The 14,574-nt window shown below is 53.8% G+C and carries 10 protein-coding genes; 7 read left to right on the top strand and 3 right to left on the bottom strand.

What is annotated here, in order from left to right:
- The first annotated feature begins 249 nt into the window (after positions 1–249).
- From yeaG to ACVKSX_RS02445, 6 genes are all read left to right on the top strand, one after another.
- Positions 250–2,184 (top strand): protein kinase YeaG, encoded by a 1,935-nt coding sequence (gene yeaG, locus ACVKSX_RS02470; protein WP_010260606.1) that lies wholly within the window; start codon positions 250–252, stop codon positions 2,182–2,184.
- 89 nt (positions 2,185–2,273) lie between these two features.
- A complete protein-coding gene (locus tag ACVKSX_RS02465) occupies positions 2,274–3,548 on the top strand; it encodes a YeaH/YhbH family protein (protein WP_010260603.1) in 1,275 nt (424 codons plus the stop codon).
- 248 nt (positions 3,549–3,796) lie between these two features.
- A complete protein-coding gene (locus tag ACVKSX_RS02460) occupies positions 3,797–5,524 on the top strand; it encodes a potassium/proton antiporter (protein WP_010670274.1) in 1,728 nt (575 codons plus the stop codon).
- Between the two features lie 78 nt (positions 5,525–5,602).
- Positions 5,603–5,836, top strand: coding sequence for a DUF1480 family protein (locus tag ACVKSX_RS02455; RefSeq protein WP_010260598.1), 234 nt, complete (start codon positions 5,603–5,605; stop codon positions 5,834–5,836).
- A 377-nt stretch (positions 5,837–6,213) separates the two neighbouring features.
- A complete protein-coding gene (gene wbaP, locus ACVKSX_RS02450; RefSeq protein WP_029519111.1) occupies positions 6,214–7,680 on the top strand; it encodes an undecaprenyl-phosphate galactose phosphotransferase WbaP in 1,467 nt (488 codons plus the stop codon).
- 127 nt (positions 7,681–7,807) lie between these two features.
- Positions 7,808–9,001 carry a multidrug effflux MFS transporter gene (locus ACVKSX_RS02445; protein ID WP_010260592.1) on the top strand — a complete coding sequence of 398 codons (1,194 nt, stop codon included), beginning with the start codon at positions 7,808–7,810 and terminating at the stop codon, positions 8,999–9,001.
- On the opposite strand, the gene dadX is transcribed toward ACVKSX_RS02445, so the two are convergent.
- Both dadX and ACVKSX_RS02435 read right to left on the bottom strand, forming a co-directional pair.
- Positions 8,994–10,064 carry a catabolic alanine racemase DadX gene (gene dadX, locus ACVKSX_RS02440; protein WP_163798564.1) on the bottom strand — a complete coding sequence of 357 codons (1,071 nt, stop codon included), beginning with the start codon at positions 10,062–10,064 and terminating at the stop codon, positions 8,994–8,996. The two genes, ACVKSX_RS02445 and dadX, sit on opposite strands and share 8 nt — an antisense overlap.
- A 19-nt stretch (positions 10,065–10,083) precedes the next feature.
- On the bottom strand, positions 10,084–11,385 hold the full coding sequence (locus ACVKSX_RS02435) for a D-amino acid dehydrogenase (protein WP_010260588.1): 1,302 nt from the start codon (positions 11,383–11,385) through the stop codon (positions 10,084–10,086).
- 504 nt (positions 11,386–11,889) lie between these two features.
- Here ACVKSX_RS02435 and ACVKSX_RS02430 point away from each other — a divergent pair.
- On the top strand, positions 11,890–13,425 hold the full coding sequence (locus ACVKSX_RS02430) for a SpoVR family protein (RefSeq protein WP_022625556.1): 1,536 nt from the start codon (positions 11,890–11,892) through the stop codon (positions 13,423–13,425).
- A gap of 42 nt (positions 13,426–13,467) precedes the next feature.
- Here ACVKSX_RS02430 and fadR read toward each other — a convergent pair whose 3' ends face one another.
- The gene (gene fadR, locus ACVKSX_RS02425; protein WP_010670276.1) at positions 13,468–14,187 is read right to left on the bottom strand and encodes a fatty acid metabolism transcriptional regulator FadR; all 720 of its coding nucleotides are present in this window, start codon (positions 14,185–14,187) and stop codon (positions 13,468–13,470) included.
- Between the last annotated feature and the right edge of the window lie 387 nt (positions 14,188–14,574).

Genomic DNA, 14,574 nt, shown 5'->3' with positions numbered 1-14,574 from the left:
CGCTGTACAGTTGATCTTCCCCTCATTAACCCAAACCCGTGGAGGAAATTTCCTAGAAGCCATCTACAGTTAGAAGTAACAGCAGACATTTTGTACGAGCAGAGTAACCACAAAAGTTGTGTATCCCGATAAGAAAGATCAGGTTGGCATAAGGGTTGCTGTACTCAACAGAGAATATCTTCCGGGAGCTGCTATAAGCCTCTAATTACGCTCCTTACCTGTGCTAAAAACGAAAGGACGGGCATCGCTATGAATATATTCGATCACTATCGTCAGCGTTATGAAGCTGCCAAGGACGAAGAGTTCACACTGCAGGAATTTCTTGCCATCTGTAAGCAGGATCGCAGTGCATACGCCAACGCTGCAGAGCGACTGTTAATGGCTATCGGAGAGCCAGTAATGGTCGATACTGCTCAGGAGCCACGCCTTTCCAGAATATTCTCCAACCGTGTGATGGGACGCTATCCGGCGTTCGAGGAGTTTTACGGCATGGAGGAAGCGATTGAACAGATCGTCTCCTACCTGAAACATGCCGCTCAGGGACTGGAAGAGAAGAAACAGATCCTCTATTTACTGGGACCGGTAGGTGGCGGTAAATCCTCACTGGCGGAACGGCTTAAGTCGCTGATGCAGCGGGTACCCATCTATGTACTGAGCGCCGACGGGGAACGCAGCCCGGTTAATGACCACCCTCTCTGCCTGTTTAATCCGCAGGAAGATGCGCATATTCTCGAAAAAGAGTATGGCGTGCCGCGCCGTTATCTCGGCACGATTATGTCGCCGTGGGCCGCTAAGCGACTTCACGACTTCGGCGGCGATATCTCGCGTTTCAAAGTGGTGAAAGTCTGGCCGTCAATCCTGGAACAGCTGGCGATTGCCAAAACTGAACCGGGTGATGAGAATAACCAGGATATCTCTGCGCTGGTCGGTAAAGTGGATATCCGTAAACTGGAAAACCACGCGCAAAACGATCCTGATGCTTACGGTTACTCCGGCGCACTCTGCCGTGCGAACCAGGGCATCATGGAATTCGTTGAGATGTTCAAAGCGCCTATCAAGGTGCTGCACCCGTTACTGACGGCGACGCAGGAAGGGAACTACAACGGCACCGAGGGGATTTCGGCGCTGCCGTTTAACGGCATTATTCTGGCGCACTCCAACGAATCAGAGTGGGTGACGTTCCGTAATAACAAGAATAATGAGGCGTTCCTTGACCGTGTCTATATCGTCAAGGTGCCCTACTGCCTGCGGGTCTCTGAAGAGATCAAAATCTACGACAAGTTACTTAATCACAGTGAGCTGGCGACCTCGCCCTGTGCACCGGGTACGCTGGAAACGCTGGCACGCTTCTCTATCCTGTCACGTCTCAAGGATCCGGATAACTCCAGCATCTATTCCAAAATGCGGGTCTACGATGGTGAAAGCCTGAAAGATACCGACCCTAAGGCGAAGTCCTGGCAGGAGTATCATGATTACGCCGGTGTGGATGAGGGGATGAACGGCCTTTCAACCCGCTTTGCCTTTAAGATTCTGTCGCGGGTATTTAACTTTGACCACGCCGAAGTGGCGGCCAACCCGGTGCACCTGTTCTATGTACTGGAGCAGCAGATTGAGCGCGAACAGTTCCCACAGGATCAGGCCGAGAAATACCTTGAGCACCTCAAAGGCTATCTGATCCCCAAATATGCTGAGTTTATCGGCAAAGAGATTCAGACCGCCTATCTGGAATCTTACTCTGAATATGGTCAGAACATCTTTGACCGCTATGTGACCTATGCCGACTTCTGGATTCAGGATCAGGAGTATCGCGATCCCGATACCGGACAGCTGTTTGATCGTGAATCGCTCAACGCGGAACTGGAGAAAATCGAGAAGCCCGCTGGCATCAGTAACCCGAAAGATTTCCGTAATGAGATCGTCAACTTCGTGCTGCGCGCCAGGGCACACAATAACGGTCGCAACCCGAACTGGACCAGTTACGAGAAATTACGCACCGTGATCGAGAAGAAAATGTTCTCAAATACGGAAGAGTTGCTGCCGGTGATTTCGTTTAATACCAAGACCTCTACCGATGAGCAGAAAAAGCATGATGATTTTGTCGATCGCATGATGGAAAAAGGCTATACCCGCAAACAGGTTCGCCTGCTGTGTGAATGGTATTTGCGTGTGCGTAAATCGTCCTGATAAGAGTCTGTAAGCTTGCCGGTAAGTGATACCGGTCTGACAAGGTCGGGTTCGCCCGGCCTGCTTACAATGTAGTTTGGGGGAATACCATGGCCTATTTCATCGATCGCCGACTCAACGGCAAAAACAAGAGCGCGGTAAACCGCCAGCGCTTCTTGCGCCGTTATAAGTCGCAAATTAAGCAGTCGATCTCCGAGGCCATCAATAAACGCTCGGTGACCGATGTAAGCAGCGGTGAGTCTGTCTCTATCCCGATTGACGACATCAATGAGCCAATTTTCCATCAGGGACGCGGCGGCAACCGCCATCGGGTCCATCCGGGCAACGACCATTTTGTGCAGAATGACCGGGTCGAGCGACCGCAGGGTGGTGGCGGCGGCGGCAGTGGCCAGGGCAATGCCAGTCAGGATGGTGAAGGTCAGGATGAATTTGTCTTTCAGATATCGAAAGATGAGTATCTGGACCTGCTGTTTGAAGATCTCGCCCTGCCTAACCTGCGCCGGAACCAGCATCGTCAGTTGAATGAGTATAAGACCCACCGTGCCGGCTTCACCTCCAACGGTGTGCCTGCCAATATCAGCGTCGTACGTTCGTTGCAGAACTCGCTGGCGCGTCGTACGGCGATGACGGCGGGTAAACGCCGGATGCTGCACGAACTGGAAGAAACGCTGCTGGAGATTGAGAACTCTGAACCGGCTCAGCTTCTGGAGGAGGAGCGGCTGCGCAAAGAGATCGCCGAGTTGCGGGCGCGTATCGAACGGGTGCCTTTTATCGACACCTTCGACCTGCGCTACAAAAACTTTGAGAAACGGCCGGAGCCTTCCAGCCAGGCAGTGATGTTCTGTCTGATGGATGTATCCGGATCCATGGATCAGGCCACCAAGGATATGGCGAAACGCTTCTATATCCTGCTTTACCTGTTCCTGAGCCGCACCTACAAGAATGTTGATGTGGTTTACATTCGTCATCACACGCAGGCCAAAGAGGTGGATGAACAGGAGTTCTTCTACTCCCAGGAGACCGGTGGCACCATCGTTTCGAGTGCGCTGAAACTCATGGATGAGGTGGTGAAAGAGCGCTATGACCCGGCGCAGTGGAACATCTATGCTGCGCAGGCGTCGGATGGCGATAACTGGGCCGACGATTCACCGCTCTGTCACGAGATCCTGGCGAAGCATATTCTGCCAGTGGTGCGTTATTACAGTTATATCGAGATTACCCGCCGTGCACATCAGACGCTGTGGCGAGAGTATGAGCATCTGCAGTCGACGTTCGATAACTTTGCTATCGAACACATTCGTGAGCCGGAAGATATCTACCCGGTGTTCCGATCGCTGTTCCATAAACAGGCAACGGAAGCCTGATGCACTAAGCCGGCTCATCGCCGGCTTTTTTTATCTTCCGAATAACCTGCTAAAACAGTCTGTTTTCTGCCGCTTGCCTGCCAACCCCCTCATTCTTCACATTAATCTGATTCCATATGCTGTTAAGCAATTCGTATAATGATCATTTTCACAATGACAACTCCTTGATAAAACATTATCTTTCAGAGATAGCATGGATATTTGTCACCAGTCGCTGCACCGCACTGTCATATCTCAGGAGATCGGGTTTGAACCACACTATTGTCTACAGTCTGTTTATCATCGGTTCCGTGCTGGTCGCATCGAGCATTCTGCTCAGCTCTTTCTCATCCAGACTGGGTATCCCTATTCTGGTGATCTTCCTCGCTCTCGGCATGCTGACCGGGGTTGATGGTATCGGCGGCATCGCCTTTGATAACTATCCGGCGGCTTACTTAATCTCAAACCTGGCGCTGGCGATTATCCTGCTGGATGGCGGTATGCGGACCAAAGCCAGCTCATTTAAAGTTGCCCTGGGGCCAGCGCTGTCGCTGGCGACCGTCGGGGTCATGATTACCGCAGGCTTAACCGGTGTGGTCGCCGCCTGGTTGTTTAACCTGGATATGATGCAGGGCTTCCTGATTGGCGCGATCATCGGCTCTACGGATGCCGCCGCCGTCTTCTCCCTGCTGGGTGACAAAGGCCTGAATGAGCGCGTCAGCTCCACGCTGGAGATTGAATCGGGCAGTAACGATCCGATGGCGGTGTTCCTGACCATTACGCTGATTGAGATGATCGAACAGGGCCGCAGCGGCCTTGACTGGATGTTCCTGGTGCATCTGGTGCAGCAGTTTGGTCTGGGTATTGTGCTGGGCCTGGGCGGCGGCTGGGCGCTGCAGCAGCTGATTAACCGTATCAGTCTGGCCGGTGGGCTCTATCCGCTGCTGGCGTTGAGTGGCGGCATTCTGGTGTTCGCCCTGACCACGGTATTAGAGGGCAGCGGCATCCTGGCGGTCTATCTGTGCGGCTTTTTACTGGGCAACAGGCCGATTCGCAACCGTCACGGCATTCTGCAGACCTTTGACGGCATGGCGTGGCTGAGTCAGATTGGCATGTTCATCGTGCTGGGACTGCTGGTAACCCCGTCTGATTTGTGGCATATCGCAGTTCCGGCGATGATCCTCTCACTGTGGCTGATTCTGGTGGCGCGCCCACTGTCGGTCTTTATTGGTCTGCTGCCGTTTCGCAGTTTTACCACCCGCGAACGCGTCTTTATCAGCTGGGTCGGTTTACGCGGCGCGGTGCCGATTATCCTTGCGGTCTTCCCGATGATGGCCGGATTAGAAAACGCGTCGCTCTATTTTAATATCGCCTTCTTTGTGGTGCTGGTCTCCCTGATGTTGCAGGGCACCTCGCTGGGCTTTGCAGCGAAAAAAGCCAAAGTGGTGGTGCCGCCTACCGCATCGCCTATCAGCCGTATCGGTCTGGATATCCACCCCGAAAATCCGTGGGAGCAGTTTGTCTACCAGCTCAGCGCTGACAAGTGGTGCATCGGTGCCGCACTGCGTGACCTGCAGATGCCGCGTGAGACCCGCATCGCCGCCCTGTTCCGTGACAATGTGCTGATGCATCCGAATGATGGGACGCGTCTCAGGGAGAACGACGTCATCTGCGTGATTGGCCGTGAGCGCGATCTGCCGGCGCTGGGTAAGATGTTCAGCCAGTCGCCGCCGGTTTCCCTCGACCAGCGTTTCTTTGGTGACTTTATTCTGGATGCTGAAGCTCGCCTGCGCGATATTGCGCAGATTTACGGACTGGAACTGGATGAGAACACCAACGATCAGCAGTCGCTGGGACAACTGGTGCTGAGTATGCTGGGCGGCGCGCCGGTGGTTGGCGATCAGGTTGAGTGGAATCAGCTGACGTGGACCGTCGCGGAGAAAGAGGATAACCGTATTGTGAAGATTGGTGTCCGTCCGGCTGAAGAGAAGGAATAATCCTAATCATTCAGCCACGTTATTTTCTGTCGATACGCTAAGCTTAAAAGTCTATGCCAGCAAAAACGGGAGAAATGAATGGGACACGTGGTTAAAATTGGTCGTTATGAGATTGTTGATGCCGATCTTGACAGTGAGAACCTCGACACCGTCAGCATCCCCTGTCACACCAATCCCGGCTTAATTACCCAACTTGATGGCTGGGATCGCGATACCAGCGTCCCGGCATGGATTGACGGAGAACCGGTGGATCTGCAGATTGGTCATTACGATAAACAGCAGGACCGCTGGATTTTAAAAAAACCTGCCTGAGTCCGTTATCACTACCGCCAGTCGTAAGATTTGGCGGTAATTCCTAAAAAGCGTCTTAAACAGTTTGGTTATAACTAACCCCCGCCTTATTTTATCCAGTAAAAACCAAAACTTAGCCATTTAAAACTTTAATCACTTTTGATGTTTTCAGATTTTTTCCGTATTAACTCTGTCAAATAACTCCTGCATACTCATTCTCAATGCTGCAACATTTCGTGAGTACTATCACGCTTTAGCCGTTATCTTTTTTGCAGCTGCACTGGCTTTACTGACTGCAACAGACTGAAAATTATTTTTTAATTTTTCAGAAGCCCACCCCTGAGCGCGTACATGATTCTGGTCAGGCCATCTTTTACTTGAGAAAGAGAGCAGGTTTTATGGCAAGTACATTGATAATGAATAGCCCGAGCCGCTCGTGGAGCGGCACGCGTAAAAATATCATCGTGAAATTCGCCCTGAGCTTTTCCGATCTGATTGCACTTAACCTCGCACTGTTTTTATCTGCCGCGACGATACAGGGTATTTGGGGCGAGCTGGATACCTTTATTCCACCTCATCAAATTGAATATCGTTTTGTGGCACAGTTTATTATGTCAGTCATGTGTACCGGCTGGTTCTGGGTACGCCTGCGTCACTATACCTATCGCAAACCCTTCTGGTTTGAGCTGAAAGAGATCATTAAAACATTATTTGTTTTCTCGCTGCTCGACCTCGCGTTGATCGCCTTCTCTAAATGGGATTTCTCCCGCATGGTGTGGGTCTTCAGCTGGACTTATGCCCTGCTGCTGCTGCCGCTGATGCGTGCTCTGGTTAAACGTGCCATTCACAAGGCGGGTCAGTGGCAGAAAGAGACCATCATTATTGGCTCCGGCAGAAACGCCACCGAAGCTTACGCGGCGCTGCAGAGTGAAGAGATTCTGGGCTACAACGTACAGGCCTTTATCTCGGTCGATGATGTTCCGGCTCAGCAGAGCGTGAATGGCGTGCCGGTGATCACCTGGAAAGATATCAACTGGCAGACCATTGACCGTGACAACGTGCAGTTTATTGTGGCTATGGAGTATGAGCAGCAGCCGATGCGCGATCGCTGGCTGAAATTCCTGTCGAAGATGAACTGCCGTTCAGTTTCAGTGATCCCGACGCTGCGCGGCGTGCCGCTTTACGGCACCGACATGTCCTTTATCTTCAGCCATGAAGTGATGATTCTGCGTGTCAGCAACAACCTGGCGAAACACTCCTCCCGTTTCATGAAGCGCGCCTTTGATATCGTGGTGGCGTCGATGTTGCTGCTGTTCCTCGGCCCAATCTTCGCCCTGCTCTGTTATATGGTAAAACGTGATGGCGGCAATGCCATTTATGGTCACGAGCGTGTGGGCCAGAATGGCAAAAAATTCAAATGTCTGAAATTCCGTTCCATGGTGACCAATTCCAAAGAGGTGCTGGAGAAATTACTGGCAACCAGCGAAGAGGCACGAATTGAGTGGGACAAAGATTTCAAACTGAAGAATGACCCGCGCGTGACCCGGATTGGTAGTTTCCTGCGTAAAACCAGCCTCGACGAGTTGCCGCAGCTGTGGAACGTGATTCGTGGCGAGATGAGCCTGGTTGGCCCGCGTCCGGTGATTGAAGCTGAGCTGGAGCGTTATGCCGGTGATGTCGACTACTACCTGATGGCCAAGCCGGGTATGACCGGTCTGTGGCAGGTCAGCGGACGTAACGATATCGACTACGACACCCGCGTCTATTTTGACTCCTGGTATGTCAAAAACTGGGCGCTCTGGACCGATATCGCGATCCTGTTCAAAACCGCAGGCGTGGTGTTACGCCGCGACGGCGCTTACTAATCAGACCTCGGCGATGCCTGTTTACAGCAGGCATCGCACTTTCCGCACGACTTCCTCTATCTTTTTTGCCGCTGAATCATTACCCTCTGCGATCGTTTTTTAACAGAACGCTTACCCTCTGGTTGTTATGCAAAAATTTACTCTGCTGTTATTAAGCCTGGTGCTGCTGGCACCCTTAGGCATCGATCTCTATTTGCCCACGCTGCCACAAATCGCAGAAGGGCTGGATACGCCGGTTAATCTGGTGCAGACCACCATTCCCCTGTTTCTGCTGGTCATGGGACTGGGACAACTGGTGACCGGCCCGCTGGTGGACAACTATGGCCGTAAGCCGATTGCCCTGCTGGGCCTGGCGCTTTACATCACGGGGAGTGCCATCGCCGCCACCGCTACCTCATTCCCGCTGTTCGTCCTTGCCCGCCTGGTGCAGGGCTGTGGCGTCTGCTGCAGCGCGGTCGTGGCCTTTAGCGGCGTGCGTGATCGCCTGAGCGGTGATGATGCCGCCCGTGCGTATGGCTTCCTGAATGGCGCATTAAACATCGTCCCGGCCCTGGCTCCGCTGCTGGGCGGTTTGCTGGCAAGCGCCTTTGACTGGCGCGCGCCCTTCTGGTTTCTCTGCGCCTACGGCGTGCTGATTACGCTGCTGGTGATTATCTGGCTGCCAGAGACGCGCCCGGCGGATACCCTGCGGGTGAAAGGATTACCGATTAAACAGTATGCCGCGATCCTGCGTCAGCCGCGCTTTCTGGCGTTCGCGTTTGCCAATGCCGGTGCGCTGGGCATGGTGCTGACCTACGTTTCGCTGGCACCGCAGGTATTAATGACCGAAGGCGGGCTGACGCCAATCCAGTTCTCTTTTGCTTTTGGCGCCAACGGTTTCTGGATCATGTTTGTCAGCATGTTCGTCAATAAAGCGATTCGCAAAGCGGGTCGCCCTTTCTGCCTGGCGATGGGATTCTTCACTATGCTGCTGGGCGCGGTGCTGCTGGTAGCGGGGATGCAGATCTTCCCGGCGGAGATGCAGACGCACTGGGCGCTTTACATGTTCCCGGTGGCCGTTTCAGTTGCCGGGCTGGCCTTTACGGTAGGACCGGCCACCAGCTATGCGCTGGAGCCCTATCAGCAACAGGCGGGCGTGGCGTCCGCCTTGCAGGGATTCATTCAGATGGCCGGTGGCGCGTCAGGCAGCCTGGTCATTGTGGCGTTGCCGGTGGCGGAGAAGCTGTCGCTGAGTCTGATGATGCTGCTGGGTGCAGCGCTGGCGTTTATCGCCTGGCGCTGCAGCAGAAAGATGCGCGGCAGCCTGACCGCGCTTAAATAACGGTTACCGGAACGCGGGGTGCCAGCGCACACATCAGCTCGTACCCTACCGTTCCGGCCGCTTTTGCCACCTGATCGATTTTCACCTGCTCACCCCACAGCTCCACGGCTGAGCCAATACCGGCCTGGGGACAGGGGGTCAAGTCGACGGTGATCATATCCATCGAAACCGCACCAACCACCTGAGTCATCACGCCATCGACACAGACGGGCGTACCCGTCGGGGCATGCCGTGGATAGCCATCCGCGTAGCCACAGGCCACCACGCCAATTCGCTGCGCTGCACTGGCGTGATAGCGGTAGCCGTAACCCACGCCATCGCCCGCCTGTAGCTGCTGGACCGCAATAATCTCACTGCTTAAGGTCATCACCGGCTTCAGGCCACTGCCTGCAATGTCCTGCCAGTCACCGCTGGGTGACGCGCCATACAGAATGATGCCGGGACGGACCCAGTCAAAGTGCGCTTCAGGATGCCACAGGGTGCAGGCGGAGTTGGAGAGCGATCGCGGACAGTTCAGCCCCTCAGCCGCCTGCTCTACTCGCTGCAGTGGCGCAATCAGACCCTGCGGATTTTCCGCATCGGCAAAATGGGCCATCAGCGTCATCTCACCTACCGTACTGAGCGCCCGCAGCTTTTGCCATGCGCCGTTGACCTGTTCCGGGCGAAAACCCAGTCGGTTCATCCCGCTGTTCATTTTGAGATAGATATCCACCGGTGCTGCAAGTCTGGCACTGGCCAGCGCGTTGATTTGCCAGTTACTGTGTACGCTGGTGGTGAGACGATAACGGTCAATCAACTGCAGATCCTCTGGCTGGAAGAAACCCTCCAGCAGCAGAATCGGTTTTTTCCAGCCCTGCTCGCGCAGCTGGATCGCCTCTTCCATATTAAGAAGCGCGAAGCCGTCGGTGGCAGATAACGCCTCGCGCACGCGCTCAATGCCATGGCCATAAGCATTAGCTTTCACCACTGACCAGACGCGGGAGGCGGGTGCCGCCTGGCGAACAACAGTCAGGTTATGACGTAACGCCTGCTGGTTGATGGTAGCGACAATCGGACGTGACATCCTCTCTCTCCCTGAATACTTAACGAGTTGCGTTGGCGTTACGCAGCGGCGATGAGGTCGCCGCGAAACCGGGTAAGTAGCGGAACACCGCTAAGTCATCCGCCGCAATGGCCGGCTTTTTACCGGAGATGAGATCGGCCAGCAACTGACCAGAACCACACGCCATCGTCCAGCCCAGCGTACCGTGACCGGTATTGAGCCAGAGATTAGAGATCGGTGTGGCGCCCACAATCGGCGTACCGTCTGGCGTCATCGGACGCAGACCGGTCCAGAAACTCGCCTGCGCGAGATGACCGCCTTCAGGATAGAGATCACTGACCACCATCTCCAGCGTTTCCCGCCGCGCTTCGGTGAGTTTGGTGTTAAAACCAACAATTTCCGCCATGCCGCCGACACGAATACGATCGTCAAACCGCGTCACCGCCACTTTGTAGGTCTCATCCAGGATAGTTGAAACCGGTGCGGCGTCAGGATTTTTAATCGGAATAGTGAGTGAATAGCCTTTCAGCGGATAGACCGGAATATCGATGACATTTTTTAACAGCGCGGTCGAGTAGGAACCAAACGCCACCACATAGCTGTCCGCCTTGATGATCTCATCACCGCACTTCACGCCATAGATGCGATTGCCATCGCGCAGCAGGTGGTCGACCGGAGTATTAAAGCGGAAGACCACGCCCGCCTCTTCGGCCATTTTTGCCAGCCGCTGAGTAAAGAGCTGACAGTCGCCGGTTTCATCATTGGGCAGGCGTAATCCGCCAGTGAGTTTATGCTGGGTTGCCGCCAGTGCCGGTTCAACGCGAGACAGTTCATGCGCCTGCAGCAGCTCATAGGGCACGCCCGCGTCGCGCAGCACCGCAATATCTTTGCTGGCGCTGTCGAACTGCTGCTGGGTACGGAACAGTTGCAGCGTCCCGCCCTGACGGCCCTCATAGGCGATGCCGGTTTCACTGCGCAGCGCTTTCAGACAGTCACGGCTATATTCAGCAATCCGCACCATGCGGCTTTTGTTCTGCTGATAGTGATTAATGTCGCAGTTGCGCAGCATGTGCCACATCCACTCCAGCTGAAAACTACTGCCATCCAGCCGGATAGCCAGCGGCGCGTGGCGCTGAAACATCCACTTCACCGCTTTCAATGGCACGCCGGGCGCTGCCCAGGGTGCGGCATAACCCGGAGAGATCTGACCGGCATTCCCTGCACTGGTCTCCATCGCTGCGGCGGGCTGACGATCAATGACCGTCACCTGATGTCCGGCACGTGCCAGATACCAGGCACTTGCCACCCCGACCACACCACTTCCAAGAATTACAACGTGCATAGCTCCCCCACCCGACCTGTAAAAGCATAATTCACTGTTCAACTGATGATAGTCAGCGGATTTACACAGCAGACACCACCACAGAATTTCACCATCCATTTCACATCTTTTTTACTTTTCAGGTAACTAAAATCTTGTCGCACGGCCAATTTCAGCGCTTTATGCGTCTTAATCCTTAAACACAGAAATAAATGACAACGAAGGCAGTTAAATCTGCCTGTTGCAGGAGATTCATTCAACCCCATACATTCCGCTTATAAACAGGATTTGATTCCGCAATTTATAATATGGTCAGAATTAAAGGCTATTAAACTCCCTACCGCAGGCCTCTTAATGATTTTGTGCCAAAGAATTCGTTTGAGTTCGCATTTCGGATAAGCGACAGTGGGCTATCATTGTTGTGTTCGCTCAGTTTTTTTCGGGTTCCCTTTTTCAGGATGAAGCCTTAAATAACCAGAACGGGTTGTCTTTCGGGTCAGCCGGTTTGCAAAAAAGAGGTGCGCTATGACGACAATCTTTGACGAAGCCATCAGAGACAGCAAACGACTCAATGACGGACCAGACTGGACATTCGAACTGCTTGATGTCTACTTAGCCGAGATCGACCGGGTGGCTAAACTCTACCGGCTTGATACCTACCCGCACCAAATCGAAGTGATTACCTCTGAACAGATGATGGATGCCTACTCCAGCGTCGGCATGCCAATCAACTATTCACACTGGTCATTCGGCAAAAAGTTTATCGAGACCGAGCAGCGCTATAAGCATGGTCAGCAGGGTCTGGCCTATGAGATTGTCATCAACTCTAATCCCTGCATCGCCTACCTGATGGAAGAGAACACCATGACCATGCAGGCGCTGGTGATGGCGCATGCCTGCTATGGCCACAACTCTTTCTTTAAAAATAATTATCTGTTCCGAAGCTGGACGGATGCCGGGTCGATTGTCGATTACCTGTTATTTGCCAAAAACTATATCAGTGACTGCGAAGAGCGCTATGGCGTCGAAGAGGTAGAGCGGCTGCTCGACTCCTGCCATGCCTTAATGAATTATGGCGTCGATCGCTATAAGCGCCCGCAGAAAATCTCTCTGCAGGAGGAGAAGGCGCGGCAGAAAAGCCGTGAAGAGTATCTGCAAAGTCAGGTGAACACCCTGTGGCGAACGCTGCCACGGCGTGAGAAAGAGGCCGTGACCTTTGAAGCCGCGCGCTACCCCTCTGAGCCGCAGGAAAACCTGCTCTATTTTATGGAGAAAAACGCCCCGCTGCTGGAGTCATGGCAGCGTGAGATCCTGCGTATTGTGCGCAAGGTGAGCCAGTATTTCTATCCGCAGAAACAGACCCAGGTAATGAATGAAGGCTGGGCGACATTCTGGCACTACACCATCCTCAATCACCTCTATGATGAAGGCAAAGTGTCGGAACGCTTTATGATGGAGTTCCTGCACAGCCACACCAACGTCGTGTTTCAGCCGCCCTATAACAGTCAGTGGTATAACGGCATCAACCCCTATGCTTTAGGGTTCGCGATGATGCAGGATATCAAGCGTATCTGTCAGTCGCCGACCGAAGAGGATCGCTACTGGTTCCCGGATATCGCTGGTTCCGACTGGCTGGAAACGCTGCATTTTGCGATGCGCGAGTTCAAGGATGAGAGTTTTATCAGCCAGTTCCTGTCGCCGAAAGTCATGCGCGATTTCCGTCTGTTTACCGTACTGGATGATGACCGCAACAACTATCTCGAAATCGCCGCGATCCACGATGAGGCGGGCTACCGGGCGATTCGCCAGCAGCTCTCCGCGCAGTACAACCTGAGTAATCTCGAACCGAATATTCAGGTCTATAACGTCGATCTGCGCGGTGACCGTTCGCTGACTCTGCGCTATGTGCCGCAGAGCCGCACGCCGCTGGATAAGAGCCGTCGCGAGGTGCTGAAGCATGTGCATCGTCTGTGGGGATTTGATGTGATTCTGGAACAGCAGAACGAGGATGGCAGCGTAGAGCTGCTGGATCGTAATCCACCACGCGGTTCATCACTCTGATGGGATAAAAACAAAAAACCGGACGCGATGTCCGGTTTTTTTTCAACGCTTACTGCCGAGATCGTCAGGCAGATTTTTCTGCATACTGTGCCAGATTTCACCGCTGCGGCGGCCGTAGTTGCGCACCACGTCCACAATCTCATCCTGTCCGGGCTCTTTGTCGCACAGTTCCAGCAGTTTGAGATAGAAATCGCGCGCGACCTGACGGGCTTCCGGATTAGAGAAGTAGTGGCGGCCAACGCGGGTATAGAGCCCTTTCAGGCCATTCAGAATCAGACCGTAAATCGGGTTACCTGACGCAAACGCCAGACCACGGAACACCCGGTAGTCAAGCTCGGTATAGGCATCAGCCTGATCGGCAGCCGCGCTGACCGTTTCCAGCACTTCGCGCGCTTTGTCCGGATGATGGCGCAGCGCACGGCTGATAAAGATCGATGAAATGTTGCTGCGTACCGACAGCAGGTTGTCGATCAGCACCGGAACGCTGTCGTGATCGAGACGGGCCAGCGTTTCCAGAATATTCAGGCCGGACGTCTCCCAGAAATCGTTCACCCGCGTCGGTTTACCGTGCTGAATAGTCAGCCAGCCATCGCGCGCCAGGCGCTGCAGCACTTCACGCAAGGTGGTGCGCGTCACCCCAATCAATTCAGAAAGCTCACGCTCAGCAGGAAGAATCGACCCTGGCGGAAAGCGACTGTTCCAGATGCTTTCAATAATATACTCTTCAGCAAATCCCGCTGGACTCTGAGCCTTTATAACCATAGCAATGTGTTCTCGTTGCTTTTCTAATCATGATGGGCACTCATCATACCAGACGCCCTATAGCGGATATAGCCTGCGTAACCATTAAAACCGGGCGCAGGCGCATATTTCCGCATGCCTGACCGCAGTATCAGCGGCTTCAGGATCACGGGCGGGCTGAACGACTTTCTGCGCTGAAATAGCGCGTGCCACAGCACCGCTGAGTGTCAGCGTTCAGCCGCCCTGAAAGCGCAGAACGCTGGCAGCATATAACCCGCGCCTGCCGTTTCGCCTCCTGCCGCATGCGATCGCCTCTGTCGCCGCTGCGGATCTCCCCGCTCTTCACTGATCGGCGTTCTGCAGATAAGGTCTGGCTTATCCTCATTTAACCTGCTCTGGATCAGAATC

It is taken from the genome of Pantoea sp. PvP021, assembly GCF_054056055.1.
This window is presented reverse-complemented; position numbering and strand designations above follow the sequence as displayed.